General features: G+C 65.4%; 27 protein-coding genes. 12 read left to right on the plus strand and 15 right to left on the minus strand.

Annotation, left to right across the window (positions count from 1 at the left end; genetic code table 11):
* Positions 1–80 precede the first annotated feature (80 nt).
* Positions 81–1,178 carry a DUF3667 domain-containing protein gene (locus tag AC6UUM_RS03070; RefSeq protein ID WP_500803884.1) on the plus strand — a complete coding sequence of 366 codons (1,098 nt, stop codon included), beginning with the start codon at positions 81–83 and terminating at the stop codon, positions 1,176–1,178.
* Here AC6UUM_RS03070 and AC6UUM_RS03075 read toward each other — a convergent pair whose 3' ends face one another.
* Together AC6UUM_RS03075 and AC6UUM_RS03080 are read right to left on the minus strand one after the other, a co-directional pair.
* Complete coding sequence (locus AC6UUM_RS03075; protein ID WP_500803885.1) at positions 1,179–2,558, minus strand: DNA recombination protein RmuC; 1,380 nt, start codon at positions 2,556–2,558, stop codon at positions 1,179–1,181.
* A 58-nt stretch (positions 2,559–2,616) separates the two neighbouring features.
* The gene (locus AC6UUM_RS03080) at positions 2,617–3,537 is read right to left on the minus strand and encodes a DMT family transporter (protein WP_500803886.1); all 921 of its coding nucleotides are present in this window, start codon (positions 3,535–3,537) and stop codon (positions 2,617–2,619) included.
* Between the two features lie 262 nt (positions 3,538–3,799).
* Between AC6UUM_RS03080 and AC6UUM_RS03085 the strand changes: the two genes are divergently transcribed.
* From AC6UUM_RS03085 to AC6UUM_RS03125, 9 genes are all read left to right on the plus strand, one after another.
* Positions 3,800–4,252 (plus strand): SUF system Fe-S cluster assembly regulator, encoded by a 453-nt coding sequence (locus tag AC6UUM_RS03085; protein WP_500804892.1) that lies wholly within the window; start codon positions 3,800–3,802, stop codon positions 4,250–4,252.
* Positions 4,253–4,272: 20 nt separating this feature from the next.
* Positions 4,273–5,808 (plus strand): Fe-S cluster assembly protein SufB, encoded by a 1,536-nt coding sequence (gene sufB / locus AC6UUM_RS03090; protein WP_500803887.1) that lies wholly within the window; start codon positions 4,273–4,275, stop codon positions 5,806–5,808.
* Positions 5,805–6,188, plus strand: coding sequence for a hypothetical protein (locus tag AC6UUM_RS03095; protein ID WP_500803888.1), 384 nt, complete (start codon positions 5,805–5,807; stop codon positions 6,186–6,188). Before sufB ends, AC6UUM_RS03095 begins: the two co-directional genes overlap by 4 nt.
* Before the next feature lie 2 nt (positions 6,189–6,190).
* Entirely contained in the window at positions 6,191–6,931 is a 741-nt protein-coding gene (gene sufC / locus AC6UUM_RS03100) for a Fe-S cluster assembly ATPase SufC (RefSeq protein ID WP_500804893.1), read from the plus strand.
* On the plus strand, positions 6,928–7,647 hold the full coding sequence (locus AC6UUM_RS03105; protein WP_500803889.1) for a SufD family Fe-S cluster assembly protein: 720 nt from the start codon (positions 6,928–6,930) through the stop codon (positions 7,645–7,647). The genes sufC and AC6UUM_RS03105 overlap by 4 nt, the downstream gene beginning before the upstream one ends.
* Positions 7,644–8,861 (plus strand): cysteine desulfurase, encoded by a 1,218-nt coding sequence (locus tag AC6UUM_RS03110; RefSeq protein ID WP_500803890.1) that lies wholly within the window; start codon positions 7,644–7,646, stop codon positions 8,859–8,861. The genes AC6UUM_RS03105 and AC6UUM_RS03110 overlap by 4 nt, the downstream gene beginning before the upstream one ends.
* Positions 8,858–9,313, plus strand: a complete 456-nt coding sequence (locus tag AC6UUM_RS03115) for an iron-sulfur cluster assembly protein (RefSeq protein WP_500803891.1) — start codon at positions 8,858–8,860, stop codon at positions 9,311–9,313. The genes AC6UUM_RS03110 and AC6UUM_RS03115 overlap by 4 nt, the downstream gene beginning before the upstream one ends.
* Entirely contained in the window at positions 9,313–9,678 is a 366-nt protein-coding gene (locus tag AC6UUM_RS03120) for a HesB/IscA family protein (protein ID WP_500803892.1), read from the plus strand. The genes AC6UUM_RS03115 and AC6UUM_RS03120 overlap by 1 nt, the downstream gene beginning before the upstream one ends.
* An 82-nt stretch (positions 9,679–9,760) precedes the next feature.
* Entirely contained in the window at positions 9,761–11,242 is a 1,482-nt protein-coding gene (locus tag AC6UUM_RS03125) for a M28 family peptidase (protein ID WP_500803893.1), read from the plus strand.
* 4 nt (positions 11,243–11,246) lie between these two features.
* Here AC6UUM_RS03125 and AC6UUM_RS03130 read toward each other — a convergent pair whose 3' ends face one another.
* From AC6UUM_RS03130 to argH, 8 genes are all read right to left on the minus strand, one after another.
* Positions 11,247–11,726 (minus strand): GNAT family N-acetyltransferase, encoded by a 480-nt coding sequence (locus AC6UUM_RS03130; protein ID WP_500803894.1) that lies wholly within the window; start codon positions 11,724–11,726, stop codon positions 11,247–11,249.
* Entirely contained in the window at positions 11,723–12,016 is a 294-nt protein-coding gene (locus tag AC6UUM_RS03135) for a type II toxin-antitoxin system TacA family antitoxin (protein WP_500803895.1), read from the minus strand. The genes AC6UUM_RS03130 and AC6UUM_RS03135 overlap by 4 nt, the downstream gene beginning before the upstream one ends.
* Before the next feature lie 54 nt (positions 12,017–12,070).
* Positions 12,071–12,520 carry a tRNA (cytidine(34)-2'-O)-methyltransferase gene (locus AC6UUM_RS03140; RefSeq protein ID WP_500803896.1) on the minus strand — a complete coding sequence of 150 codons (450 nt, stop codon included), beginning with the start codon at positions 12,518–12,520 and terminating at the stop codon, positions 12,071–12,073.
* Positions 12,520–14,688: a penicillin acylase family protein gene (locus AC6UUM_RS03145; protein WP_500803897.1), complete on the minus strand. Its 2,169-nt coding sequence runs from the start codon at positions 14,686–14,688 to the stop codon at positions 12,520–12,522. Before AC6UUM_RS03145 ends, AC6UUM_RS03140 begins: the two co-directional genes overlap by 1 nt.
* Before the next feature lie 275 nt (positions 14,689–14,963).
* Positions 14,964–16,229, minus strand: a complete 1,266-nt coding sequence (locus AC6UUM_RS03150; RefSeq protein ID WP_500803898.1) for an MFS transporter — start codon at positions 16,227–16,229, stop codon at positions 14,964–14,966.
* Positions 16,230–16,359: 130 nt separating this feature from the next.
* The gene (gene lysA / locus AC6UUM_RS03155; RefSeq protein ID WP_500803899.1) at positions 16,360–17,625 is read right to left on the minus strand and encodes a diaminopimelate decarboxylase; all 1,266 of its coding nucleotides are present in this window, start codon (positions 17,623–17,625) and stop codon (positions 16,360–16,362) included.
* A gap of 9 nt (positions 17,626–17,634) precedes the next feature.
* Positions 17,635–17,892 (minus strand): hypothetical protein, encoded by a 258-nt coding sequence (locus AC6UUM_RS03160; protein ID WP_500803900.1) that lies wholly within the window; start codon positions 17,890–17,892, stop codon positions 17,635–17,637.
* Positions 17,889–19,310 (minus strand): argininosuccinate lyase, encoded by a 1,422-nt coding sequence (gene argH / locus AC6UUM_RS03165; RefSeq protein ID WP_500804894.1) that lies wholly within the window; start codon positions 19,308–19,310, stop codon positions 17,889–17,891. Before argH ends, AC6UUM_RS03160 begins: the two co-directional genes overlap by 4 nt.
* Before the next feature lie 180 nt (positions 19,311–19,490).
* On the opposite strand from argH, the gene AC6UUM_RS03170 reads away from it, so the two are divergent.
* Positions 19,491–20,066, plus strand: coding sequence for a TlpA family protein disulfide reductase (locus tag AC6UUM_RS03170; RefSeq protein WP_500803901.1), 576 nt, complete (start codon positions 19,491–19,493; stop codon positions 20,064–20,066).
* A 7-nt stretch (positions 20,067–20,073) separates the two neighbouring features.
* Here AC6UUM_RS03170 and AC6UUM_RS03175 read toward each other — a convergent pair whose 3' ends face one another.
* The 3 genes from AC6UUM_RS03175 to AC6UUM_RS03185 form a co-directional block, all read right to left on the minus strand.
* Positions 20,074–21,768 (minus strand): amidohydrolase, encoded by a 1,695-nt coding sequence (locus AC6UUM_RS03175; protein ID WP_500803902.1) that lies wholly within the window; start codon positions 21,766–21,768, stop codon positions 20,074–20,076.
* A 266-nt stretch (positions 21,769–22,034) separates the two neighbouring features.
* Positions 22,035–23,291 carry a transcription termination factor Rho gene (gene rho / locus AC6UUM_RS03180; protein WP_500803903.1) on the minus strand — a complete coding sequence of 419 codons (1,257 nt, stop codon included), beginning with the start codon at positions 23,289–23,291 and terminating at the stop codon, positions 22,035–22,037.
* Positions 23,292–23,431: 140 nt separating this feature from the next.
* On the minus strand, positions 23,432–23,740 hold the full coding sequence (locus tag AC6UUM_RS03185; protein ID WP_500803904.1) for an alkylphosphonate utilization protein: 309 nt from the start codon (positions 23,738–23,740) through the stop codon (positions 23,432–23,434).
* Between the two features lie 67 nt (positions 23,741–23,807).
* On the opposite strand from AC6UUM_RS03185, the gene AC6UUM_RS03190 reads away from it, so the two are divergent.
* Entirely contained in the window at positions 23,808–24,185 is a 378-nt protein-coding gene (locus tag AC6UUM_RS03190; RefSeq protein ID WP_500803905.1) for a histidine triad nucleotide-binding protein, read from the plus strand.
* A 137-nt stretch (positions 24,186–24,322) separates the two neighbouring features.
* Here AC6UUM_RS03190 and AC6UUM_RS03195 read toward each other — a convergent pair whose 3' ends face one another.
* Both AC6UUM_RS03195 and AC6UUM_RS03200 read right to left on the minus strand, forming a co-directional pair.
* Positions 24,323–25,711, minus strand: a complete 1,389-nt coding sequence (locus AC6UUM_RS03195) for a protein adenylyltransferase SelO family protein (RefSeq protein ID WP_500803906.1) — start codon at positions 25,709–25,711, stop codon at positions 24,323–24,325.
* 29 nt (positions 25,712–25,740) lie between these two features.
* On the minus strand, positions 25,741–26,454 hold the full coding sequence (locus AC6UUM_RS03200) for a TetR/AcrR family transcriptional regulator (RefSeq protein ID WP_500803907.1): 714 nt from the start codon (positions 26,452–26,454) through the stop codon (positions 25,741–25,743).
* Between the last annotated feature and the right edge of the window lie 47 nt (positions 26,455–26,501).

Raw genomic sequence — 26,501 nt, forward strand, 5'->3', positions numbered from 1 at the left:
CAATCTGGTGGCAGCCTGCCCCCTTGCATCTCCTGTGGATTTCGCGGCAAATCCCGGGTGTGGCTTTGCTGGGAGTCCGCATGTCAGACACGATCGAAGCTGCCGGGGCGCTGGCCACCGCAGGCCTCGCCGCGCAGGCGCTGGATCACAAGTCAGGCCATGGCGGCGGGCACGCCAGCAGCTGCGCCAATTGCGGCACCGCGCTGGCCGGCGCCTTCTGCGCCCAATGCGGACAGCGCGCGCATCTGCATCGCAGCATTGGCGACGTGTTTCACGAATTCCTGCACGGCATCACGCATTTCGACGGCAAGGCGTGGAAAACCCTGCCCATGCTGCTGTTCCGCCCCGGCAAGCTGATCCGCAGCTATATCGAAGGGCAGCGCGCCCGCTATGTCGCGCCGGTGCCACTGTTCCTGATGGTCATCTTCCTGATGTTCTTCGTGCTGTCGTTCGTCAGCATCAAGGACAATGTCAGCGAGGTCAAAGTGGACCCCGGCAATGTCGCCAAGGGGCAGGCCGAAGTGACGAAATCCCTGGCCGATATCGATCGGGAACTGGCCGCCGCCCGCGCCGCGGGGAATGTGGACAAGGTGAAGGAGTTGGAAACCGCCCGCGCCATCGTCGGCACCGTTGGCCAGGGCGCGATCAGCCTGGCCGAAGCCGGCAACAAGATCAGCATCACCGACAAGTTCGCGGACGAGATCGAGGAAATGGCCAGATCCGGCAAACTCAAGATCAAAACCGGAATCCCCGCGCTCGATGTCAAGGGCAACAAGGCGCTGAAGAATCCGCGGCTGGTACTCTACAAACTTCAAGCCAAGGCTTACAAGCTCAGCTTCCTGCTGGTGCCGATGTCGCTGCCATGGATTTGGCTGGTGTTTTTGTGGCGGCGCGGGATCGGCATGTATGATCATGCGATCTTCACGCTTTATTCGATCAGCTTCATGAGCCTGATGTTCATTGTTGGCAGCCTGGCGCTCACCGCCGACATCGTGGCGCCCGCCTTTTGGGTGTCGTTTCTGCTGGCGCCGGGCGCACATCTGTTTGTTGCGCTGCGCGGCAGCTATAATCTCGGCGTGTTCAGTGCCGGCTGGCGCACGGTCTATCTGACGATCGCGGCGATTTCCACGCTCACTATCTACTTGATCATGCTTATCATATTGGGTGTGTTCGACTGATCATTCGCCGGCGGGCGGCGGCAGCAATCCGCTTGTCAGTTCGGCCGACATCGGCAGCATGGGTACATGGGCAATGGGCTCCAGTTCGGCCAGACCATCCAGCCCGGTGGCGGCCCCCATGTCCTTGAAGCGGCGGGCCCGGGTCATCAACCGGCCATCGGCTTGGGTGACGAGCTTGTTCCAATTGCCCACCGCGCCTTCCAGCGACTTTTGCACGGCGGCGAAATTGCCGCCCATGATGCGCAGCGAATCATACAGGTCGCGGCCCAGCTTGGCGATTTCGGCGGCCTCCTTGGCCAACCGCGCCTGATCGCGCAACGCGCCAACGGTGCGCGCCACCGCCACCAGATTGACCGGGCCGGCCAACACCACCTGCCGTTTGAAGAAATCGTTCATCAGCCCGCGATCCTGTTCCAGCGCGGCACCAAGGAAATTCTCGCCCGGCACGAACAGCACAACAAATTCGACCGCGCCGCCCACTGCTTTGGCATAATCCTTTTTCGCCAACCCCTCCGCGTGGGTGCGCACCGCCCGCGCGTGGGCCGCCAGAAAGGTCTGCCGCGCGGCGAGATCATCGCATTCGGCGGCGCTGACATAGGCGTCGATGGAGCATTTCACATCGATCACCAGCACGCGTCCGCCGGGCAGGTTGATCTTGAAATCCGGCCGCTGTTTGCCGTCTTCGCCGTCCACCGACCACTGGGTTTCGAAATCAATGCCTTCCACCAGGCCGGCGGCTTCCAGCACATTTCTGCACTGTTCCTCGCCCCAGCGCCCGGCCACCTTGCCGGAGGAGCGCAGCGCGGTTTCCAGCTTGGCCGCGGCGCCGCTCACCCGTTCCTGGCCCTGCACGACATGGGCGATTTGTGCCTTCAGGCTGCCATAGGCTTCGGTGCGCGCCGCCTCCACCTCGCCCAGCCGGGTTTCATATTTGACCAATGTGTCCTTCACCGGCGCGATCAACTCGGCAAGCTGGTTGCGATTGGCTTCAAGACCGGCGCCGGCGGCCTCGCGCTGGCGCAGCATCAATTGTTCGGCACTGTCGGTCAATTTGGCCTGCGCGGCCTCCAGCGCCTTGCCGGCCAGCGTCGCAAATGTGTCCTGCAGGCGGGCCAGTTCGGCGGCATGGGCGCGGTCGCGCTCGGCCTGGCTGGCCTTCAGCCCGGCCAGTTCATTGGACAAGGCTTCGCGGGCCTGTTCGGCCCCGTCCAGTGCGGCGATGCGCTTTTGCTGCATGTCGATTTCGACCGCGGCAGTTGCGACCTTCTGGCGCTGCTCGGCGGCATCGCTGCGCAGCGCTGCCAGCGGCCGCTGGCCCAGCCACCAGCCGACAAGCAGCCCCGCCAGCAGCGCGGCAGCAGCAATCAGCAGTTCGGTCATGGCGCACCTGCGGGTTGTGGAGAACGATTGCGGAACATAGCCGCCACCACCGGCAAGCTCAAGCGTGGGCTCTGGCGCGGGCCGGCAAGCGTGCGATCACCAGCGCCACCACCACCAGCGCGGCTCCTGCGATCTCCCACGGCCCGGGCACTTCGCCAAAGCGGATTGCCCCCACCGCGGCGCTGATCGCCGGCTGCACCAGCAGCGACAGGCCGATCACCAGCGGCGACAGATGCCGCACCGCATAGACGATCAGGCCCTGGCCGATCACCTGGCTGCCGATCGCCAGCCCCAGCACCGGGGTCCAATCCTGCGGCCAGAAGGCGCTGACGCTGCCTCCTGCCGGCGGTGAATCGAAGAACATGGCCAACGGCGCGAGGCAGAGCGCGCCGGCAAAGGTCGCCAGCGCCAGCGCCGGCAGCGCCGCCACCGCGCCGCGTACCTTTTCGATGGCCACCAGATAGATGGTGTAGAACAACGCAGCCGCCAGGCACAGAAGATCGCCGGCCAGATGCTGCGGCGACAATTCGGCACTGCGCCCCAGCAGCAGCGCCATGCCGGCCGCGGCCACAACCAGCGCCAGAGCTTGCGGCCGGCCCAGCCGTTGCCGCAACACCACCAGGCCATAAAGTGGCAGCAGAAAGGTCGCGGCATTGGCCAGCAGGGTCGAATTGGCCAGCGTGGTGCGCATGATGCCGAGGTGCCACACCGCCAGATCGCCGGCGAAAGCAAGCCCGGCCAGGCCTGCCAGCCACAGATTGCGCGCGCCTGGCAATCGGATGCTGCCCGCACCGCCGACGATCCGCGCCAGCAACAACAGCAAGGGCGCCGCCAGCGCCATCCGCCAGAAGGCCGAGGCCATTGGCCCGACATCGGCCAGCCGCACCAGCAGCGGCCCGAACGCCAGGCACGCCGATCCGGTGATCATCGCCGGGAATGCCCAGCGAGCAGCAGCGACAGAAGGGGCAGGCGGGTTCACGCGGGCTCGCTTAGGCGCTTTGCCGGCGCCCGCAAAGGCTTGTGGGTAGGCGCGCACGCCATTGTCCAAAATATACAACACCGCAGCACCAATTGTGCTTAACTGATCCTGCGACCTGTGGGGGACCATTTTGGCGGCCTTTCGGGCCCTCAGCCCGGATGGCTATCGGCCTGCAGGGGCGTGAATCATTGACAGTTTCGGGCGTGGGCCGCATAAGACGACCAGATTTGTCCACTTTGCTTGAGGCGGCCAGAAGCCCGTGATCCGACTCACCAATCTTGCCGATTATGCCGTCGTCGTGATGGCGGCGGCGGCGCGTGAGCCGGAGATGAAGTTTTCGGCCGCGCGCGTGGCGGAATTGACCGGGATTCCGGCGCCGACCGTGGCGAAATTGATGGGCACGTTGGCGCGCGGCGGCTTGTTGAGCGCGTCGCGCGGCGTGGCCGGCGGCTTCATGCTGGCGCGGGCGCCCGAAGCCATCAGTATTGCCGAAATCGTCGAAGCGGTCGACGGCCCGATCGCCCTGACCAGTTGCGCCGGCAATGATGTGCATGATTGCGCCATGGAAGGCCATTGCGCCATCCGGGGCCATTGGCCGCCAATCAATCGGGCGGTGCGCGGTGCGCTTGCCGCTGTGACACTGGCGCAACTGGTGCAGCCCCCCTTGTCGGACGCACCGGTGCCCGCCGCCTCGCTGGCCGCCTTGGCCGACTGACCATCAAGAGTGTTCTGATCATGTCTGAAGATGCCACGGCCGACAGCTTCACCGCTGTCATCGATGAACCCGCTCCGGTGCAGGATGCCCCTGTTCAGGATGCTGCCGCGCGTGCGGCGGTCGAGGATCTTGCGGCTTACAAATGGGGCTTCACATCGGATGTCGAATCCGAAATGGCGCCCAAGGGCCTGAATGAAGATACGGTGCGCTATATTTCCGCCAAGAAGGGCGAGCCTGAATGGCTGCTCGATTGGCGGCTGAAGGCGTTTGCGCGCTGGCAGAGGATGGAAAGCCCGGATTGGGCCAAGCTGAACATCGCGCCGATCGATTATCAGGACGCTTATTATTATGCCGCGCCCAAGGCCAAGCCGACCCTGGCCTCCCTCGATGAACTCGATCCCGAAATCCGCCGGGCGTATGAAAAGCTCGGCATTCCGATCGAGGAACAGAAGATGCTGGCCGGCGTCGAAGGCGCGCGCCGCATCGCGGTCGATGCGGTGTTCGACAGCGTGTCGGTGGCCACCACCTTCCGCGCCGAATTGCTGAAGGCCGGCGTCATCTTCCTGTCGATTTCGGAGGCGGTGAAGGCGTATCCCGATCTGGTGAAGAAATGGCTGGGCAGCGTGGTGCCGGTGCAGGACAATTATTTTGCCTGCCTGAACAGCGCGGTCTTTTCCGACGGCACCTTCGTTTACATCCCCGAAGGCGTGCGCTGCCCGATGGAGCTTTCCACCTATTTCCGCATCAACGCCGCCAACACCGGCCAGTTCGAACGGACGCTGATCATCGCCGACAAGGGCGCATACGTCTCCTATCTGGAAGGCTGCACCGCGCCGATGCGCGATGAAAATCAGCTGCACGCCGCTGTCGTGGAACTGGTGGCGCTGGATGATGCCGAGATCAAGTACAGCACGGTGCAGAACTGGTATCCGGGCGATGCCGACGGCAAGGGCGGCATCTACAATTTCGTCACCAAGCGCGCCAACTGCCTGGGGAAGAACAGCAAGGTCAGCTGGACGCAGGTCGAAACCGGCAGCGCCATCACCTGGAAATATCCGTCGTGCGTGCTGTCGGGTGAAAACAGCGTCGGCGAATTCTATTCGGTGGCGGTCACCAACAATTGCCAGCAGGCCGACACCGGCACCAAGATGATCCATCTCGGCAAGGGCTCGCGCTCCACCATCGTGTCGAAGGGCATCACCGCCGGGCGCAGCAACGGCACCTATCGCGGCCTGGTGCGCATCGCCGCCACGGCGGAAAACGCGCGCAACCATACGCAGTGCGATTCGCTGCTGCTCGGCAGCAACTGCGGCGCCCATACCGTGCCCTATATCGAAGTGCGCAACCCGTCCGCGACGCTGGAGCATGAAGCGACGACGTCGAAGATCAGCGACGATCAGCTGTTCTACGCCCAGTCGCGCGGGCTCGATACCGAGGCGGCGGTCGGCCTGATCGTCAACGGTTTCTGCCGCGAGGTGCTGCAGCAATTGCCGATGGAATTCGCCGTCGAGGCGCAGAAACTGCTGGGCCTCAGCCTGGAAGGCAGTGTCGGATGAGGCTGGCGCTGGCCTGCATTCCGTTGCTGCTCGCCGCCTGCGATGCCGCGCCGCCGCGCGTCGATCCCAAGGGGCAGCAGCTGCGCACCGAGCTTGACCGGATGACGCAGGATTACACCGCCTGCGTCGACAAGCAGGTGGCCGCTGCCGATGTCAGCCAGGACCCGGCGGGCAGCATCGCCATTGCGGCGGTGAAGGCCTGCCGGCCGCTGCGCAATGCGCTCACCCTGAAAGTGGCGTCCTTTGATCGCCTCGGCCACCCGCAGCACAGCGCCAACCAGGCCGAAATCGTCGCCGAAGCCAGCGTCGGCGTGATCGAGAAAGATTTGCGTGAACAGGCGGTGGTCACCATCGTCAAGCGCCAGAATGTGGATCGTTGAACATGCTCGTTATCGACAATCTCAGCGCCGAAATCGACGGCAAGCAAATTCTGAAGGGCCTCAGCCTGACGGTCGAGGCCGGCAGCGTGCACGCCATCATGGGGCCGAATGGCGCCGGCAAATCCACCCTGTCCTATGTGCTGGCCGGGCGCGACGGCTATGAAGTGACCGGCGGCAGCGTGACCTTCCGCGGGCAGGATCTGCTCAGCCTTGCCCCGCACGAGCGTGCGACGGCCGGCATGTTCCTGGGCCTGCAATATCCGGTGGAAATCCCCGGCGTGTCCAACCTGCTGTTCCTGCGCACCGCCCTGAATGCCCAGCGCACTTTGCGCGGCGAAGCGGAAGCGTCGGGCGCCGAGTTCATGAAGCTGGCCAAGGCCGCCGCCGAACAGCTCGGCCTGCCCTTCGACATGATGAAGCGCGCCGTGAACCAGGGCTTTTCCGGCGGCGAGAAGAAGCGCAACGAAATGGTGCAGATGCATATCCTGCAGCCATGGTTCGCCGTGCTGGATGAAACCGATTCGGGCCTCGATATCGATGCGCTGCGCGTGGTCGCCGATGGCATCAACGCCATGCGCGGGCCGGATCGCGCCGCGCTGCTGATCACCCATTATCAGCGCCTGCTCGATTATGTCGTGCCCGATCATATCCATGTGCTGATGGATGGCCGCATCGTGCATTCGGGCGGCCCGGAACTGGCGCACAAGCTGGAGGCGGAAGGCTATTCCGCGATCGCGGCATGAGCGCGCTTCCCACCCGCAAGGATGAGGCCTGGCGCTACAGCGATCTGGCTGCTGTTGCCCGCCATTGGCCGGTGGCCGTGGAGGCGATCGACGTCCCGGCTGGCGCGGCCCACAGCGACATCATCCGCGCCAGCGAAGAGGGCATTCGCCACCTCGCCATCACCATCGGCGCGGGCGGGGCCTGCCGCCTGACCATCCTCGATTCGGGCCGCAGCTATGGCCGCATTGCGCTGGACGTGACGTTGCATGACGGCGCGGATTTCCAGCTGGGCGCGGTGCTGATCGGCCAGGGCGAACAGAAGATCGAACTGGTCACCACGGTCCGCCACATCGGCGTGGCCGCCACCAGCCGCCAGATCGTGCGCGCGGTGGCCGGCGGCACGGCGACGACCTCCTATCTCGGCCAGGTCGCCGTGGCGCGCACGGGCCAGAAAACCGATGCCAGCCAGTCGTTCAAGGCGCTGCTGCAGGGTCGCGGCGCCACGGCCAATGCCAAGCCGGAGCTGGAAATCTTCGCCGACGATGTGAAATGCGCCCATGGTGCCACGGTGGGTGAGATCGACGCGCAGGCGCTGTTCTACCTGACCAGCCGCGGCGTGCCGCCGGCGCAGGCGCGCGCCCTGCTGACGCGCGCCTTCCTGTCGGATGCGCTGGAGGGCCTGGACGAGGCGACGACCGAGGCGCTCGACGCCGAAATCACCGCGCTGTTGGCATGACGATTCTCACCGCCTCTCCCCTGCTCGATCTGAAGGGTGACTTCCCCGGGATGGCCGGCGATTGGGCCTATCTCGATACGGCGGCCACCGCGCAGAAGCCGCAAGCCGTCATCGATGCCATCGCGCGTTGCTATGGCCCGGATTATGCCACCGTGCACCGCGGCGTGTATGAACGCTCCGCCACCATGACGCTGCGCTTTGAAGAGGCGCGCGCGCGCGTAGCCCGCTTCATCGGCGCGGCCAGCAACGAGATCGTGTTCGTGCGCGGCGCCACCGAAGGCATCAATCTGGTGGCGCAAAGCTGGGGCCAGCGTTTGAAGGCCGGCGACCGCATCCTGATTTCCGCGCTGGAACATCACAGCAATATCGTGCCGTGGCAGATGCTGTGTGAACGCAGTGGTGCCGTGCTCGATGTGGCGCCGCTCACCGATGATGGCTGCATCGATGAGGATGCGCTGATTGCGATGATCCGCCCGGAGACAAAGCTGGTCGCCATCGCCCATGTGTCCAACGTGCTCGGCGGTGTCGCCGATGTGCGCCGCATTGCCGATGCCGCCCATGCGGCTGGCGCGCTGCTGATGGTCGATGGCTGCCAGGCCGCGCCGCGGCTAGCGCTTGATGTGGCCGCGTTGGATTGCGATTTCTATGTGCTGTCCGGCCACAAGCTTTATGGCCCGACCGGCATCGGCGTGTTGTGGGCGCGCGCCGAAATTCTGGAATCGATGCCGCCGTGGCAAGGCGGCGGCGCGATGATCGAAACCGTCTCGTTCGAAAAGACCACCTACGCGCCGCCGCCCGGCCGCTTCGAAGCCGGCACCCCGCATATCGAAGGCGTGATCGGCCTGGCCGCGGCCATCGAATATGTGGAAGGCATCGGGATTGACCGCATCCACGCCCACGAAGCCGCGCTGGTCAAGCAAGCCCGCACCGCGTTGTCGGCCCTGAACTCCATCCATCTGCTCGGCCCGGACGACAGCGCCGGCATCCTCAGCTTCACGATGGCGGGGGTGCATCCGCACGACATCGGCACCATATTGGATGAAGCCGGCGTCGCCATCCGCGCTGGCCATCATTGTGCGCAGCCGTTGATGGCTGTGCTTGGCGTGCCTGCCACTGCCCGCGCCAGTTTCGGCCTGTACAACAGCGCCGAAGATGTCGAACGACTGGTTGCCGGCCTCACCCGCGTCACCCGCATCTTTGGGATCCCAACATGACCGAACGCAGCTTTGCCGTGGAAGAAGTGACCGAGGCCGCCCCGGTGCCCAAGGCGCCGCCGCTGCGGGCCGTTGCCGAGGCGGCCGCGCGCCAGCCCGATTATCTCGATGGCTTCCTCAATCCGCAGTCCGAACCGGCCGAAGCCCCGGCCGATGACATCGTCGCCGAAGTCGTCGCTGCGCTGCGCCAGATTCACGATCCCGAAATCCCGGTGAACATCTATGATCTCGGCCTGATCTATGGCGTGGAGGTGGACAATGGCCACGCCGTGGTGACGATGACGCTGACGACGCCGAGCTGCCCGGTCGCTGAATCGATGCCTGGCGAAGTCGAAATCCGCGTCTGTGCCGTGCCCGGCATCCAGAGCTGTGACGTCAATCTGGTGTGGGACCCGGCGTGGGACCCCGGCAAGATGACTGACGAAGCCAAGCTTGAGATGGGAATGCTGTGATGGAAACGACCACGACGACGTTGCGCCGCCCACGCCCCGCCCCGGTGATCGTCACGACAAGCGCATCGGATCGCATCGCCGCCATTCTGGCCGGCGCACCTGCCGATGCCATCGGTGTGCGCCTCTCCACACCGCGCCGCGGCTGTTCGGGTCTGGCCTATGATCTGGCCTATATCACCGCCGCCAAACCCGGCGACGAGCGCATCGACACGCCGGGCGGCACCTTGTTCATCGATGGCGCCAGCCTGATGTATCTGATCGGCAGCATCATGGATTGGCGCGAGGATGATTTCTCCGCCGGCTTCGTGTTCAACAACCCCAACGCCAAGGGGGCGTGTGGCTGCGGCGAGAGTTTCACGGTCTGAGCAACACTTATCTCCCCTGCCCCGGATCAGGTCCGGGGCAGGCTACTTGCGGGAGGGGCCGGGGGTGGGCATGCTGCCGACCATGCGCACCATCCTCCCGCTCCTCGCCCTTCTTGCTACGCCGGCCCTCGCCAAGCCTGATGCCGATACCCGCGCCTGGCTCGCCCGCACCGCCGAACTGAGCAGCGATGCGATGGAAGGCCGCGATGCCGGCAGCCCCGGCCATGCGCGCGCCATCGATCTGGTCGAAACCTGGTTCAAGGCTGCCCGGCTGCAACCCGCGGGCGAGAATGGCAGTTTCCGCCAGACGGTGCCGCTGCACGAAGTGCGCGTCACCAGCGCCGACATGCGCGTCGTCGCCCCGGATGGCAGCGCCGCCCCGCTTCGCTTCCTGCACGATGTCACGCCGCGCCCGGCCACCGATCTGCCGGCGACGCTGTCCGGCGCGATGCGCTTTGCCGGCTATTGCAGCAAATCCGAAGCCGGCCCGGAACTGAAGGGCAAGATCGCCATTTGTTACGGCAGCCGCCGCAGCGGGCGCGCGCCACCGGCGGAGCGGCTGGCGGCCGTCACCGCAGCCGGCGCCATCGCGCTGCTCACCATCGATGATGGGGCCTTCACCATCGAACCGCCGCGCTGGCCCGATGCCTATGCCCGCAACGTGGCGCATGAGGGCACGGCGCTGCCGACCGGCCTGCCGCAGTTCCGGGTCAATGGCGCGGCGTTGGCCACGCTGATCGCCGGGTCGCAGCGGCTGGCGGCGGCCATTCTCACCGATGCCGGTTTGCACCGCGATCTGGAAAGCTTCGATCTGCCTGGCCGCTTTGAAGCGAAGCTGACGACCGCGCAGCGCAGCTTCACCAGCCAGCAGTTGATCGGCCTGCTGCCCGGCACCGATCCGGCGAAGGCGCAGGAAGTATTGCTGCTCGGCGCCCACATCGATGGCTATGGCTTTGGCGAGCCGGTCAATGGCGATGGGCTCTATAACGGCACCCTCGATGATGCCGGCTATGTGGCGCTGCTCAGCCAGTTGGCGATGCGCCGCAAGGGCAAGGGCTTCGCGCGGCCCGTGCTGTTCGCGGCATGGACAGCGGAGGAAAAGGGCCTCCTGGGCGCGCGCTGGTGGCTGAAGCAGCCGACCGTGCCGAAGGAACAGCTGGCGGGCGTGATCAACCTCGATCAATTGCGCCCGCTGTTTCCGCTGAAGGCGCTCACCCTGCACGGGCTGGGGCAGAATACGCTGGCCGATACCGCCAAGGCCGTGGCGGAAGGCTTGAAGATCGAAATCCGCCCCGACCGCGAGCCCGAACGCAACCTCATCCGCCGCGTCGATAGCTGGCCGTTCATGGAAGCCGGCATTCCGGCCGTGAACTTCATCTTCGCCTACAACCCGCGCACCCAGGAAGAGCGCATCTACCGCGACTGGTACAACCGCCGCTACCACCGCCCGCAGGACGACATCAGCACGCCGATGGATCTGGATGCGGCGCAGGATTTCAACCGGTTTTATTATACGCTGGTGGAAACGGCGGCGAATGCGGCGGCACGGCCGGTGATCAGGTGAACGCTTACGACTTGATCGACAGCACCAGGGTCATCGGCTGCGCGGGCGTGTCGGCAAAGCCGAAGCGCTCATAAAACAGCCGCGCATCTTCAGAGATCGCGTGCACGAGGACGCCGCGGATGCCCAGTACGTCGGCCGCTTGCTTCACCCGCAACACGGCATCCTTGAGCATGGCAGCGCCGAGGCCCTTGCCAGCCCAGGCCTGATCGACGGCAAGCCGCCCCAGCACCGCCATCGGGATCGGATCCGGCATGTTGCTGCGCAGGCGGCCTGGCGCGTCGGCAACGGCCAGCGCGCCAGAGGCCAGCGCATAGTAGCCAGCAACCTTGTGGGCGGTATCCGCAACGACATAGGTGCGCGACGCGCCAGAGGCCTGGTTGGCCAGCGCACGGCGGATCAGCCAATCATCCAGGCCCGGCACGCCGCAGCAGAACGCGCGCACATCATGGTGCGCCGCCAGCAGCGCCGGCGCGTGGAGCGTCATTCGCTCCAGGGCGCCGGCCGGTTCATCAGCCGGGCAAAGCCATCGCCCGACGGTGGCGCATCGAGCAATTGCACAAAACGGTCGAAACTTTCGGCATCGACCCGCACCAGGCATTGATCGAGCAACGCCTCTTCCGCCGCACGCCGGGCCGCATCGATCATGAAATCGGACCGGCTCTTGCCGTGGCTGCGAGCGGCGCGGTCGATCAGCGCCCGAACGTCATCGCGTACGCGCAGGTTGACGGCTTTGGTTTCAGGCTTGGGCGGGATAGGGACGGCTGCGTTGCGCACGGCGAAACTCCTGTGACGCATGTATAACAGGCGCGATATACAATGTGTATCAGTTTATGGCAGCATGCCCGTCTGGCGCAGCGCTTCGCCGGTTGCCAGCGCCGCCGACAGTGCGAGGTTCATCGATCGCACGCCGCCGCGCATCGGCAGGCGGACGCGAGCGTCGCAGGCGGCGGCGATTTCGGTAGGGACGCCGGCGCTTTCCTTGCCGAACAGCAGGACATCATCGGGCAGATATTGGAAATCATAGGCCGATTGGCTGGCCTTGGTGGTGAGCAGGATCAGGCGGCTGCTGCCGACACTGGCGCGGAAGGCGGCGAAATCCCGGTGCCGGGTGATGCTGACATGATCGATATAATCCATCGCGGCGCGGCGGACGCGGGCGTCATCCCACACGAAGCCCAGCGGCTCGATCAGATCGACCGGCGTGCCCAGGCAGGCGCCCAGCCGCAGCACCGCGCCGACATTGCCGGCGATTTCCGGTTCATACAGGGCGATGCGCACTATTCGCCCGGCCGGTAAGTCCGCTCCGTATGGCCCTGCAACTGCGCGTCGGTGAAATAGACGGTGCGGAAATCGTGGCTGCGATAGCGTTCGGCCTGGTCGCGGAAATGGGGGGACGCGGGGTTGGCATTGATCCCGCCGGCGTGCACGGCGCGGGCCTCCGGCCCGTCCTTGCCGAAACGCACCACCGCGACGAAGCTGTTGCCATAATCGCCATACCAGCGCTTGGTGCCGTCGCGCTGGCGGGCGCCGAAGCTGGCCAGGCTGCCCCAGTTGCCGCTGGCAAAGCCGATCGGCGTGCTCGGCAATTTGTCGTCATAGGATTGGCTGATGTTACCGGTCAGGCGCTGGAAGCGGTTGATGTTGCCCCACGCCACATCCCAGCCGCCGAAATCGCCGGCCAGCTTGGTGATGGCGGTGTCCAGCGCGGCAAGGCGCTCGGCATCCGGCACTTTCGCGCTGGCGAGATAGGGCACGATGGCTTCTTCATCCAGGCGCGCAACCGGGCCGAAGCGCTTGATCATCTCGTCGCCCCAGAAATTGGCAATGCTGGTGGCCACCGAGGCTTCGCCAGTGCGATAATCCCAGGCCTTCAACGCCGCGACTGGCGCGGCCAGCCGGGCCTTCTGCGGCCCGTCCGCCAGCGCGTCCCACGCCTTGATCAGGCCGGGGACGGTGTCGGCAAAGCCCTGCAGATAGGGATCATAGGCGGTGGTGAGCAGGCCGGGCAGATCGAACTTCTTGTCCCCGCTCAGCAGGCGCAGCGCATTGGGCCCGCGCGGGTTTTCGCCGGCGCTGTCCATATATTTCGGGAAGGCGGCCTGCTTCGGGCTGTCCGGGCCAGCGGCGGTCCACGGCCAGTTGTTGACGTTGAAGGCGAAGCCGCTGCCGGGGTTTGCCACGTTGGGCAATTGATCCAGGCTGTGCTCGCCCTGCCAATCGGTGGCCGGGTCACTGCCATCGACGGGCTTCTTCCAGTCAAACTTGGGGTCGCGGATCGGCACGAACTGCGGGTGGAGATAGGCGATTTCGCCCTTGGAACTGGCAAACAGCGTGGCGTTGGACGAATTGGCGCGGCGCGACGCGACCTTCAGATAGCTCGCCAGATCGGTCGCCTTGGTGCGCAGGAAGCTTTGTTCCAGCGCCGCAACCGGCCGGTGCATCAGCGCGATGGCGATCCATTTGCCGTTCTCGCTGCGGATCACCGGGCCGTGGTGGGACCGCCAGGTGGTGAAGCTGCGCACCTGCATACTGCCGTCGGCGGCCTTGAAGGGCACGCGGATGATCTTTTCGCGCAAGGGCAACCAGGTCGTGCCGTGCAAATAATGATACTTGCCAGCCTTCTTCTCCACGGTCAGCGCATATTCGTCGATATTGTCCACGCCCGACGAGGTGTGCATCCAGCCGATGTTGCGGTTGAAACCCTGATAGACGAAAAACTGCCCCCAGGTGCTGGCGCCATAGGCATCGAGGCCCTGGCCGCTTTCGACCTTGGCTTCGGATCGGAAGTAAAAGCTGGTGTGCGGATTGATCAGCAGCAGCGCATCACCGCTGACGCTGCGGCTGGGCGCCAGCGCCATGCCGTTGGAGCCGGCGGGCTCTTCGATTTCGCTGCCCAACTCCACGGCCGACATCGCCACCTTCTGGCCGGTGTAGAAGCTTTCCAGCCGGCCGAGATTGATGCTTTCAATGTCGCCGCCGATGCTGCCTTCGCTGAACGACAGCGCCATCCACGGTTCGAAACGGGTGATGACGCGCGGTTTCACTTGGCTGTGGGTGGCGAGATAATGGTTCAGCGCATCGGCCCAGGCGACGCACAGCGATTTCAACCAGCCCGGCGCGGCCTTGTATTGCGCCTGCAATTCGGCGGGATCGATGAAGAGTTTCATGCGCAGATCACGCCAGATGGCGGATTCGCCTTCGGTTTCGGCCAAACGCCCTTGCGCGTTGATGAAATTGGTTTCGACGCGATTGAAATCATCCTCGGCCTGGGCGTGGATCATGCCGAACACCGCGTCGGCATCGGTTTTGCCCTTGATGTGCGGGATGCCGAAATCATCGCGGGTGATGGTCACCGCGGCGCTGGATTTCGCCCAGCGATCGGTTTCGGGTGATGCCAAGGCCGGGACGGCGAAGATGGTGGTGAGGAGCAGGGTGCGCAGGATCATGGCGCGACGTTAGGCCGTGGACTCATAATTGGCTAGGGTCGGGATCGTCCGGAGAGGTGATTTGGCGGTTCCGGGCACGCGAAGGCGGGCGTCCACGCCCCCGGCGAGCGGGCACGGGGCCGCCAAATCACCTCTCCGGGCGACCGCGAAGCGGCGACGGCGCTTTTGCCCACTGGCCGCGTCGCGTCGTCGGTTGCGATGCGCTGCATCGCGCCCTCCTAGCTCCTTGCCAGTGAACAAAATCACCATCGTCACGACCCTAGCCAATTATGAGTTCACGGCCTCGCCAGCCCATCCGCCTTCGGCAAGAGCGCAAGGCCGCCCGCGCTCACCAGGGCCGCGCCCGCCAGATACCAGCCGACCGCGCCGATGCCGTAATTGCTGGCCAGCGCCTGCCCGATGACCGGGGTGAGGCCGCCGCCGATGATTCCGCCCATGTTGAAGGCGACGCTGGCCCCGGTGTAGCGCACCCGCGCCGGGAACAGGCCGGGCAGGAAAGCCCCCAGCGGCCCATAGACAAAGCCCATGACGAACAGGCCGAGCGCCAGGAACGCGAACACGCCCACGGAACCTGCCTGCATCAACGGGCCCATGGCCGCACCAACGCCGATGCTGGCGATGCTGCCCCACATCAGCACCGCCCGCGCGCTAGTGCGATCGGACAGCCAGCCCGCCACCAGGATGCCGGCCGCCAGAAACAATATGGCGCCCAGTTGCAGTTGCAGGAATTCACCGCGGCTGTAACCCAATGCGGTGGTGCCATAGCCGAGCGCAAAGGCGGTGCAGATGTAGAAGATCGCAAAGCAGGTGACGGCCGCCGCGATGCCGCACAAGGTGGCGCGGCCGTGGTGGCGGATCAATTCGGCCAGCGGCACCGAAGGCGGTTTTTCATGCTTGGCCATTGCGGCGAAGGCAGGGGTTTCCAATATGTTCAGCCGCACCCACAGGCCGATGCCGACCAGCAGGATCGATCCGGCAAACGGCAGCCGCCAGCCCCAGTCGCGAAAACTGCCATCGTCCAGCCACAGGCCGAGCGCGAGAAACAGGCCATTGGCAGCGATGAAGCCCACCGGCGCGCCCAATTGCGGGAACATGCCATAACGCCCGCGCCAGCCGGGTGGGGCATTTTCCACCGCCAGCAGCGCCGCGCCGCCCCATTCGCCGCCCAGCCCGAACCCTTGCCCAAAGCGCAGCAGGCACAGCAGCACCGGCGCCGCCACCCCGATGGCGGCATAGCCGGGCAGGAAGGTGATGGCGAAGGTGGAACCACCCATCAGCACCAGCGAGGCGACCAGCGTGGATTTCCGGCCCAGCCGATCGCCATAATGGCCGAACACCAGCGCGCCGATCGGCCGGGCGACAAAGGCCACGGCAAAGCTGGCGAAGCTGAGCAGCAATTGCAGATCCGGGTTGTCGGACGGGAAGAACAACGGCCCGAACACCAGCGCGGCGGCGGTGGCGTAGATGTAGAAATCATAGAATTCGACCGCGGTGCCGACCAGGCTGGCGGCAAGGATGCGGGATTGCGAGGCGGCTTTCATACTGCTCCCCTCCCTCTCAAGGAGGGGCCGGGGGCGGGTGCGAGCGCAGCGAGCGCTTCACAAGGAAATGCGTCCTGGCGGGGAGAACCCTCCCCCAACCCCTCCCTGGAAGGGAGGGGAGAAGAGGGGGTCACAACCACGGCGCTTTCGCATCCAGCGCCAGCATGGCTTCGGGCTGGTTGCGCTGCGAAACGATGGCCCATTGATCGCCGTTCACCATTACTTCGGGCACCAGCGGGCGCGAGTTGTAGGTGCTGGCCATGGTCGCGCCATAGGCGCCGGCGGTCATGAAGGCGACGAGATCGCCCGACCCGACATCCTCCATCTCGCGATCGGTGGCGAAGGTGTCGCCGGTCTCGCAGATCGGGCCGACCACCGTGGCGACCGTGCGCGCCGCCTTGGGCCGCACCGCCAAGATATCGTGCCAGGCGTTGTAGAGCGACGGCCGCAGCAGATCGTTCATCGCAGCATCGACCACGATGAAATGCCGCGACGCGCCTTCCTTGGTCAGGATCACTTCGCTCACCAGCACGCCGGCATTGCCGACGATCATGCGTCCGGGTTCGAACATCAGCCGCCACGGCCAGCCGGCGGTGGCGCGGGCCACCATCGCGGCATAATCGGCCGGGCTGGGCGGCGGCGGAAGGTCGCGGTTGTAGGGCACACCGAGCCCGCCGCCGACATCGATGCGCTTGATGCTGTGGCCGGCCGCTTCCAGCGCGCGCGCCAGTTCCCCCAGCTTGCGGATCGTGTCTTCCACCGGGCCAAGATCGGTCAACTGGCTGCCGATATGGGCGGCGAGGCCCACGGCGCGCAGATTGGGATGGGCGGCGGCCTGGGCGAAGGCGGCCGGCACACGTTCCCACGGAATGCCGAACTTGGCATCGGCACCGCCGGTGGAGATCTTGGCATTGGTCTTTGGATCGACCGCCGGGTTGATGCGGATGGCGATTTCCACGGTGGCGTTCTGCTTGGCCGCGACCGCAGCGAGCATGTCGATCTCGGCTTCGGATTCGACATTGAACTGCAGGATGCCGGCCGCGATGCCGGCGGTGAGTTCGGCGCGGGTCTTGCCGACGCCGGAAAACACGATGCGGCTGGCGGGAATGCCGGCGGCCAGCGCGCGCGCCAGTTCGCCGCCCGACACGACATCGGCGCCGGCGCCCAGCCGCGCCACCGTGGCCAGCACCGCCAGATTGGGATTGGATTTCACTGCAAAGGCCACCAGCGGATCGCCATTGCCCAGGCCGGCCACGGCATCGCGGAACACGGTGTAATGCCGTTCGATGGTGGCGCTGCTGTAGCAATAAAACGGCGTGCCGACCTCGGCAGCCAGCGTTTCAAGGCTGACATCTTCGGCGTGCATCACGCCATCACGAAACTGGAAATGGTCCATCTTTGGTCTTCAATCTTCGCGGGAGTCTTCGCGGGGGGGCGGCAGGTTGAACGGATCATTGCCGCGTTCGGGCAGGGCGCCCTGATTGTCATCCACCCGCTGCGGCACGGCCTGCGGATCGATCTTCAGCATTTCCTGCGGCGTGGCGGCGCGCACCTGGGTGGCGGCGCGCTGCGGGGCGGGTCGGCCGGCGCGCGGTTCCAGCGCGCCCTGCTTGCCGCAAGCGGTGAGCAGCAGCAGCGCAGCAAAGGCAGCGCTGCGCCTCACAGGCGCTGCCGCGCTGCCTGAATTGCCGCGCGCACATTGGCCGGTGCGGTGCCGCCAAAGCTCGTGCGGCTGGCAACGCTGGCTTCGACGCTCAGCACGTCGCGCACGGCGCGGGTGATGCGGGCATCGATGGCGCTCAGCTCGGCATCGGTCAGGCCATTCAGATCGCTGCCCTTGGCTTCGGCGGCCTTCACGCATTTGCCGGTGATCTCGTGCGCTTCGCGGAACGGCACATTCGCCACCCGTACCAGCCAGTCGGCCAGATCGGTGGCGGTGGAAAAGCCGCTGTTTGCCGCCGCGCGCATCTTGGCCTTGTTGAAGGTCAGCGTCTGCACCATGCCGGTCATGCTGGCGAGGCACAGGCCCAGATCGTCATGGGCGGCAAACACCGTCACCTTGTCGTCCTGCATGTCCTTGGAATAGGCCAAGGGCAGGCCCTTCATCACCACCGACAGGCGGGTGAAGGCGGCGAGGAACGCGCCGGATTTGGCGCGCACCAGCTCGGCGGCATCGGGGTTGCGCTTTTGCGGCATGATGCTGCTGCCGGTGGACCAGGCATCGGGCAGCGTCACGAACCCATAGGGCTGGCTGGCCCAGATGATGATTTCCTCGGCCAGGCGCGACAGGTGCAGGCCCGTCATGTGGGTTGCGGCCAGATACTCCAGCGCGAAATCCCGGTCCGACACGCTGTCCAGGCTGTTGCGCGTCGGGCCGCTGAAGCCCAGCGCCTTCGCCGTCATCTGGCGGTCGATCGGGAAGCTGGTGCCGGCCAGCGCGGCAGCGCCCAGCGGGCTTTCGTTCATGCGCGCCATGGCATCGGCAAAGCGGCTGCGATCGCGGCCGAGCATTTCGACATAGGCCAGCAGGTGATGGCCCAGCGTCACCGGCTGCGCCACCTGCAAGTGGGTGAAGCCGGGCATGATCGTATCGGCATGTTCCTCGGCGCGGGCGAGCAGCGCGGTGATCAGGCTTTTCAGCGCGGCATCGGCTTCGGCGCAGGCGGCCTTCACCCACAGCCGGAAATCCACCGCCACCTGATCGTTGCGGCTGCGCGCCGTGTGCAGGCGGCCGGCGGCAGGGCCGATAATCTCGCGCAATCGCGTTTCGACATGCAGATGGATGTCTTCCAGCGCCAGATTCTCGACCAGCTTGCCGGCTTCATATTCGGCGGCGATCTGGACGAGGCCCTTGTCGATGGCGGCAACATCGGCGGCCGACACGATGCCCTGCTTGCCCAGCATGGCGACATGCGCGCGGCTGCCGGCGATGTCCTGCCGCCACAGGCGTTTGTCCACGCCAATCGACGCGTTGATTTCCTGCATGATCGCCGACGGGCCGGCGCCGAAGCGGCCGCCCCACAGGCTGTTCGCTGCCCCTTCGCCGCCTGCCTGTGCGGCCAGATTGTCGCCATTGCTCATGGTCGCCGCCGATAGGCCATTGCCGCCAGCCCCGCAACCGGCGGCGACGGCGCCGCCGAGCGCTGCCAGTTTCAACGTGTCGCGGCGCGAGATCGTCATGGCATGTCCCCCCCCTTGCTGCTGGTGCCGCTGCCAGTGCCACAGCCGCTTGCCGCCTGCCACTGCGCTGTTTATCGGAACATGGGTAATCTGAAGGAACCGACGATGCGCAAGATGATGCTGATGGCTGCGATGTTGACGCTGGCGGGCTGTGACAAGGCCGAAGCCCCCAAGGCCGAAGCACCTGCCGCGACAGCGCCAGCCAAGCCCGCTGCGCCGGCCGCCATCAACACCATCGATCGCAGCCACGCCGGCGAACCCGGCCCTGCGGCGGTTTCGTGGGAAATGAAGGGCGGCGCCAAGCAATCGCTCGCCGATCACAAGGGCATGAAGATGCTGGTCAATCTGTGGGCGACCTGGTGCGCGCCGTGCATCGCCGAAATGCCCGCGCTCGACAAATTGGCCGGCGAAGTGCCGGTGATGGTGCTGCCGATCAGCCAAGACATGGAAGGCTGGCAGGCGGTCGACAAATTCTGGGGCAAGAAGTTCAAGAATATCGACAGCGGGCTCGATCAGCCGGGCAGCTTTGCCGAAGCGGTGAAGGCGCGCGGGCTGCCGGTGACGATCCTTTATGATGAACAGGGCAAGGAGATCTGGCGCGTGGCGGGCACGCTGGATTGGGAGTCGGCTGAGGTGCGCAAGGCGATTGTGGGGTAAGGCCGCCTCACCAGGCGAAACGCGGCTTCCCTGCCACATTTTCATACACGGTCCGGCCGCCCACGATTGTGGCCAGCACCGCAATATCGGCAATGCGGCCGGGCGCCACGCGCGCCGGATCATCGGCCAGCATTACGAAATCCGCGCGCTTGCCGGGTGTGATCGATCCGCGCTCAGCCTCTTCGAATTGCAGATAGGCGCTGCCCATGGTGAAAGCGTAAAGCGCTTCGTCCGGGGTCAACCGCTGGTCCGGCCCATAGACCTTGCCGTTGCTCGCCGCCTGTCTGGTGACCAGGCTCTGGATGCGCTCCAGCACCTTGGGCGGGCTTACCGGGTGGTCCGATGTGCCGCCGATGCAGACGCCAGCGTCGATGGCGTGGCGGTTGGGCTCGATCCAGTCAAAACGCTGGGCCCCGAACGCCTCCAGCTTGGCGCCGTGGTTGAGGATATAGGAGTGCGGCGCCAGGCACACATCCAGCGCCTTGGCGCGGGCGATGATGCCGGCGTTGGTGATGCTGGCGTGTTCGATACGCATCCGGGTATCGCGGCGCGGCGCCTCGGCCGCCACCGTGCCGAATGCCTCCAGCACCCGGTCGATCTCGCGGTCGCCATTGGCGTGCACCGCCACTTGCAGACCGGACGCCTGGGCCTTGCGCACCAGGGCCAACAATTCGGCCGGCTGCAACCGGGGCTCCAGCCCGAAATAATGCGGATCGGTGGCATAGGGCTCATACAACAGCGCGGTCTGGCCACTCAGCGAATTGCCGGCAAAAAGCTTCACAGCCCGCATGGTCAGGCCCGGCACCCGCCATTCCGGCAGGCCGCGGTTGGCCACCAGCCAGTCCATATGGTCAACCGACAGCATGGCGTAGATGCTGATCGGCAGGCCATTGCTCAGCATCTGGCGATAGAGCGCGGCCTTCTGCGGTGAGATGCCGGCGTCGCCGATGCCGGTCAGCCCATAGGACAGGAAGTTGCGGAACTCCTGCACATAGCCGGCTTGGGTAATGGCTTCGGGGATGGCGCGGGGGGACGGCCCGGTGCCCTTTACGCCGGAAAACAGGCGCTGCGCCGTTTCCAGCACGCGGCCGGTGAACGCACCCTTTGCGTCGCGTTCCAGCTGGCCGCCCGCCGGATCGCCTGTGGCCGGGGTGAAGCCGGCTTCGGCAAAGGCGGCGCTGTTGGCCACCATGCGATGGCCGCCGGCATGCACGATGATCACCGGATGATCGGCCACCACTGCATCCAGCTCGGCGCGCGTCGGATGGCCACCGATCAGATCGTCGCCATAGCCCCGGCCAAGGATCAGGCTGCCGGCGGGCAGTCGCGCCGCCTTGGCCTTCAGCTTGGCATTGAATTGCGCCCGGCTGCGCACCCCGCCCTCGGCCGACACATCGAGCGTGCCATAGGGTGACATCTCGTCGATCGCCGGGCGCGGGTGCATGTGGGTATCGATGAAGCCGGGCAGCAGCGTGTGGCCCTCGGCATCGATGCGGCGGGTTGTCGGGCCCTGCCACTGCGCCATGTCGGCGGTGGTGCCAACGGCAACGATGCGGCCGTCGCGCACCGCCACCGCCTGTGCCGTCGGTCGCGCGGCATCCATGGTCTTGATGTGGGCATTGGCGATGATCAGATCGGCTGGAACCGCGGCAGGCTGAGCCGCCGCTGGTGCCGCCAACAGGAACGCCACCAAGCTGATCATCAACCTTATCATCGCCCGCCCCCAAGCCGTTCTTGAGGAGGAGTAGCAGTGCCGTCAGACGTTTTTGTGACGGTCTCTTTTGCGCGCGGCCGGCGGCGGAGCCGCCGAGTCCGCTGAACGGGGTGAAGGAAGAAGCAAGGAAGAGCGTGGCGGAGCCACGCCGTCAGACGAATCAAAAAGGGCGGCTGGAGAGCCGCCCTTTTCGTTCGCTGGCCGACCGGTCGGCGAGTCGGAAAATAGCTTCCGCTATTTTCGCGCCGCCTCCCTCAATGGTTCATCGCGTCAAAGAAGTCCTTGTTGTTCACCGAATCCTTCATCTTATCCAAAAGGAACTCGATCGCATCCGTCGAGCCCATCTGCATCAGAATCCGGCGCAGCACCCACATCTTGGCCAGCGTCGCCTTGTCCACCAGCAATTCTTCCTTGCGGGTGCCGCTCTTGCCGATGTCGATGGCCGGGAACACGCGCTTGTCGGCGATCTTGCGGTCGAGTACGATTTCGCTGTTGCCGGTGCCCTTGAATTCTTCGAAAATCACTTCATCCATGCGGCTGCCGGTGTCGATCAGCGCGGTGGAGATGATGGTGAGGCTGCCGCCTTCCTCGATGTTGCGCGCCGCACCGAAGAAGCGCTTCGGGCGCTGCAGGGCGTTGGCATCGACCCCGCCGGTCAGCACCTTGCCGGAGCTTGGCACCACCGTGTTGTAGGCGCGGCCCAGGCGGGTGATATTGTCCAGCAGGATCACCACGTCGCGCTTGTGCTCCACCAGGCGCTTGGCCTTTTCGATCACCATTTCGGCGATCTGCACGTGGCGGGTCGCCGGTTCGTCGAAGGTGGAGGAGATGACCTCGCCCTTCACCGTGCGCTGCATGTCGGTGACTTCTTCCGGGCGCTCGTCGATCAGCAGCACGATCAGGAACACTTCGGGATGGTTCGCCGAGATGCTGCGGGCGATATTCTGCATCATCATCGTCTTGCCGACGCGCGGCGGCGCGACGATCAGGCAGCGCTGGCCCTTGCCCAGCGGCGAGACGATATCGATCACCCGGCCGGTCTTGTCCTTCACCGTGGGATCGGAAATGTCGAGATTGAGCTTTTCGTTGGGGTATAGCGGGGTGAGATTGTCGAAATTCACCCGGTGGCGCACGGCTTCGGGATCATCGAAATTGATGTTGGTCACCCGGGTCAGCGCGAAATAGCGCTCGCCATTCTGCGGGCCCTTGATCTCGCCTTCCACCGTGTCCCCGGTGCGCAGGCCGAAGCGGCGCAGGATCTGCGGGTTGACATAGATATCGTCCGGGCCGGCGAGATAATTGGACTGCGCCGAGCGCAGGAAGCCAAAGCCATCGGGCATCACTTCGATGGTGCCGCTGCCCATCACTTCGGTGCCGGCTTCGGCCGCAGCCTTCAGGATGCCGAAAATAATATCCTGCTTGCGCATGGTGGAGGCGTTTTCGACGCCCATTTCTTCCGCCATGGCAACGAGTTCGGCCGGCGGGGTTTTCTTGAGTTCTTGCAGGTGCATATACGCACTTCCCTTGGCACGGGCGCTTGGGCTCCGGCAGTGGTGATCAGGGTGGAAGGCCGTTGTCGCACACCAGGACGGGCGCGAGCCTTGCCATTGCCGTAGAGCGCGGCTGGCGCATCGTCAAGCAGGTGCGCGCCTCAACGCTTCTTCACAAACTCCGCGCGCAGCACCAGGCCCTTGATGCCATCATATTTGCAGTCGATTTCCTGCGGGTCGCCGGTCAGCCGGATGGATTTGATCAAGGTGCCGCGGCGCAGGGTCTGGCCGGCGCCCTTCACGTCGAGATCCTTGATCAACGTCACCTGATCGCCGTCGGCCAAAAGATTGCCGACGGCATCGCGTACTTCAACCACGTCCGTCGCTGCGGCCGCGGTGTTGACCGCGCTGGCCGGCAGCCATTCGCCGCTGGCTTCGTCATAGACATAATCTTCGTCGCTGGTGGGCATCAGGCGATCCTTGGCGGCGGCCGGCTGGCGGTGTTAGCAAGGGCGCGCAACAATCCGGAGCCATGTGATGCCAGTGGAAGCCTTGGGTGCCTATGACAAGGACAATATCTTTGCCCGCATCCTGCGCGGCGAAATCCCGTGCAAACGCGTCCATGAAACGCCCCACGCGCTGGCGTTTCACGATATCAACCCGCAGGCGCCGGTGCATGTGCTGGTGATCCCCAAGGGGCCGTGGCGCAGCTGGGCGGATTTTTCGGCAGGCGCCAGCGAGGCCGAGATTGTCGGCTTTGTGCGCGCGGTGGGGGAGGTGGCACGGCTGCTGGGGCTGGAGGCGCCGGGCTATCGCCTGCTGGCCAATGCCGGGCTGGATGCACACCAGGAGGTGCCGCATCTGCATGTGCATCTGTTCGGCGGGAAGCCGCTGGGGCCGATGCTGGTGCGGTAAGCACTTCCCTCTCCCCCCAAGGGCTTTTGGGCGGGAGAGGGCGACTCGCCGAAGGCGAGCGGGGTGAGGGGGTGCGCGGGTGGCCACTTGTGCAACCCCTCACCCCGGGCCGCCTCCGGCGTCTCTCGCCCTCTCCCTCAAGGGGAGAGGGAATGGCGGTGCGCCTCACCCATGCGGCGGATCGCGGCGACCTTGGCGTGCAGGGGCGCCCAGTCGTCATGCTCGGCAATCGCCGCCCAGATGGTTTCAACCTCATCGACCAACATGGTGCATGGCGCATCATCGGCCCAATAAGCGTGGGTGGGCGCTGCGGTGGCAAAGTCGGGCAGCAAGCGGATCACGTCGGCAAAGGCGTCGTGGCTGTAATGATGTTCGGCAGCAGATGCGCCACGCCGCGCGCCGCCGCGCCAGTCGAAGAAGAAGCGGTCCGGGTCCATCTGGGTTGCCACCAGCGCGGTCTGGATGGCATCGACCAGCGCCTCATCCCGCTCCGCCCCCAGCCGCCGCACGCCCAGCCGGCCGAGCACCGCATCGCAGAGCGCCGCGCGGTAGCGTTGCGGATAGGTTTCCAGCGGGCCCTTCAATTCATCGATTTCGGCGATCAGGCGCAGCGCGTTGGCCAATTGATAGACATTCCACTGCAGCGCTTCGGCCTGACGACCAAAGGCATAGAGGCCCGAATGATCGAAATAGGCCGCGGTGAACCCGGCATCCCAGGCCGGGGCGAAGCGCCAGGGGCCATAATCGAAGCTTTCGCCGGTGATGTTGATATTATCGGTGTTGAGCACGCCGTGGACGAAGCCGGCCGCCATGTATTGCGATGCCAACCGCGCGGCGCCCTGCACGGCATGATCGATCAGCGCCGCCACCGGAGTCGGGCCGCTGGCCCGCGGGGCCAGGTTGGTCAGGCAATAATCCACCAACGCGTGCAATCCATCGCGGTTCTTGTGGAAGGCCTGGCGCTGGAAACTGCCATAGCGGACATGGCTGTGGTTCAGGCGCACCAACACCGCCGCGCGCGTCGGCGAGGGTTCATCGTTGCGGATCAATTTTTCGCCGGTTTCGATCACGCTGAACGTGCGGCTGGTGTTCACACCCAGCGCTTCGAGCATTTCGGTGGCGAGGATTTCGCGCACCGCGCCCTTCAGCGTCAGGCGGCCATCGCCGGCGCGGCTGTATGGCGTGGTGCCGCTGCCCTTGGTGCCCAGGTCCATCAACCGGCCCTGATCGTCGCGCAGTTGCGCAAACAGGAAACCGCGGCCGTCGCCAAGATCGGGATTGTAGGTGCGGAACTGGTGGCCGTGATAACGCAGCGCCAGCGGCTGCGGCAGGTTGCCAGGCAATACGGCGAAACGGCCGAAATGCGCCAGCCACTGCGCGTCGGTCAGGCCATCGAGGCCGACACTGGCCGCGGCGCGATCATTGCGGAACCGCAGGATTGTTTGCGGGAAGGCCGCCGCCTCGACCGGATCGAAGAAATCGGCCCCAAGCGACAAGATGGCGGTTTCAGGCTGAACGTCGGTCATGCCCGCAGCTTATGGGCACAGCGGCGCGGTCAATCCACCACGTAATTGCAGGCCGCGCGCACAAATCGTACCGTCTCACGCTGGACGCGATCGGCTTCCTCGGGCGTGGGCGCGCACAGCCACAGATCGATGGCATCGCCAACGACGTGGTGGGTGAAGCTGGCGGCAAGATCGATTTCCACACCGCTGATGCCGCGCTTGGCCATGGCGGCCTGCATCTGGCGGTTGATCCATTCCACCGTCGCGGTCTTGGCGGCGTGATAGAAGGGCTCGGCATCGGGATTGCTGGCCATTGCTGCTTTGGGGCCGCATTCGGCGCAATCGCTGTCCATGCCTTCCCACATCAGATTGTCGCGGCAGAATTGCAGTACGCGCGGGATGATGATGCCGGGTTCCAGATCTTCCAGGGCATAGCCGGCTTCCATTGCGGCGATCATCATGTCGCCGTGGCGGCGGCCAAGCTCTTCGAGCAAAGCTTTCTTCGAACCGAAGTGATAGAAGATCGAGCCTTCCGACACATCGGCCTCGCGGGCGATGTCGGCGGTGCCGGTGGCGGCAAAGCCCTGGCGCGAAAACAGCATATGGGCCGCGGCCAGCACGCGCGCCTTGGTTTCGCCGGGATCATAGCGGCGCGCGCGCATGTCGGGCGCGCGTGATGCGGCGGCCGCCGCGTTGCGGCCAGACGTGCGGCCACCGGTGCGGCCTTCAACAGACGGACGTGAATCGAATGCGCGCGTTGCCACGGTCTTTGTTCTTCCTTACCCCCACGGTAATGGCTTCCTATAGCGCG

The sequence above is a fragment of the Sandarakinorhabdus sp. genome, from assembly GCF_987265915.1.

Coding starts and splice junctions, on each gene's coding strand:
- AC6UUM_RS03110 (WP_500803890.1), top strand. CDS start 7,644: ATGACGATTCTCACCGCCTCTCCCCTGCTCGATCTGAAGGGTGACTTC.
- AC6UUM_RS03150 (WP_500803898.1), bottom strand. CDS start 16,229: ATGAAAGCCGCCTCGCAATCCCGCATCCTTGCCGCCAGCCTGGTCGGC.
- AC6UUM_RS03095 (WP_500803888.1), top strand. CDS start 5,805: ATGAGGCTGGCGCTGGCCTGCATTCCGTTGCTGCTCGCCGCCTGCGAT.
- AC6UUM_RS03170 (WP_500803901.1), top strand. CDS start 19,491: ATGGGTAATCTGAAGGAACCGACGATGCGCAAGATGATGCTGATGGCT.
- AC6UUM_RS03185 (WP_500803904.1), bottom strand. CDS start 23,740: ATGCCCACCAGCGACGAAGATTATGTCTATGACGAAGCCAGCGGCGAA.
- AC6UUM_RS03070 (WP_500803884.1), top strand. CDS start 81: ATGTCAGACACGATCGAAGCTGCCGGGGCGCTGGCCACCGCAGGCCTC.
- AC6UUM_RS03130 (WP_500803894.1), bottom strand. CDS start 11,726: ATGACGCTCCACGCGCCGGCGCTGCTGGCGGCGCACCATGATGTGCGC.
- AC6UUM_RS03125 (WP_500803893.1), top strand. CDS start 9,761: ATGCGCACCATCCTCCCGCTCCTCGCCCTTCTTGCTACGCCGGCCCTC.
- AC6UUM_RS03105 (WP_500803889.1), top strand. CDS start 6,928: ATGAGCGCGCTTCCCACCCGCAAGGATGAGGCCTGGCGCTACAGCGAT.
- AC6UUM_RS03190 (WP_500803905.1), top strand. CDS start 23,808: ATGCCAGTGGAAGCCTTGGGTGCCTATGACAAGGACAATATCTTTGCC.
- AC6UUM_RS03195 (WP_500803906.1), bottom strand. CDS start 25,711: ATGACCGACGTTCAGCCTGAAACCGCCATCTTGTCGCTTGGGGCCGAT.
- argH (WP_500804894.1), bottom strand. CDS start 19,310: ATGAGCAATGGCGACAATCTGGCCGCACAGGCAGGCGGCGAAGGGGCA.
- lysA (WP_500803899.1), bottom strand. CDS start 17,625: ATGGACCATTTCCAGTTTCGTGATGGCGTGATGCACGCCGAAGATGTC.
- AC6UUM_RS03075 (WP_500803885.1), bottom strand. CDS start 2,558: ATGACCGAACTGCTGATTGCTGCTGCCGCGCTGCTGGCGGGGCTGCTT.
- AC6UUM_RS03120 (WP_500803892.1), top strand. CDS start 9,313: ATGGAAACGACCACGACGACGTTGCGCCGCCCACGCCCCGCCCCGGTG.
- AC6UUM_RS03175 (WP_500803902.1), bottom strand. CDS start 21,768: ATGATCAGCTTGGTGGCGTTCCTGTTGGCGGCACCAGCGGCGGCTCAG.
- rho (WP_500803903.1), bottom strand. CDS start 23,291: ATGCACCTGCAAGAACTCAAGAAAACCCCGCCGGCCGAACTCGTTGCC.
- AC6UUM_RS03145 (WP_500803897.1), bottom strand. CDS start 14,688: ATGATCCTGCGCACCCTGCTCCTCACCACCATCTTCGCCGTCCCGGCC.
- AC6UUM_RS03115 (WP_500803891.1), top strand. CDS start 8,858: ATGACCGAACGCAGCTTTGCCGTGGAAGAAGTGACCGAGGCCGCCCCG.
- sufB (WP_500803887.1), top strand. CDS start 4,273: ATGTCTGAAGATGCCACGGCCGACAGCTTCACCGCTGTCATCGATGAA.
- sufC (WP_500804893.1), top strand. CDS start 6,191: ATGCTCGTTATCGACAATCTCAGCGCCGAAATCGACGGCAAGCAAATT.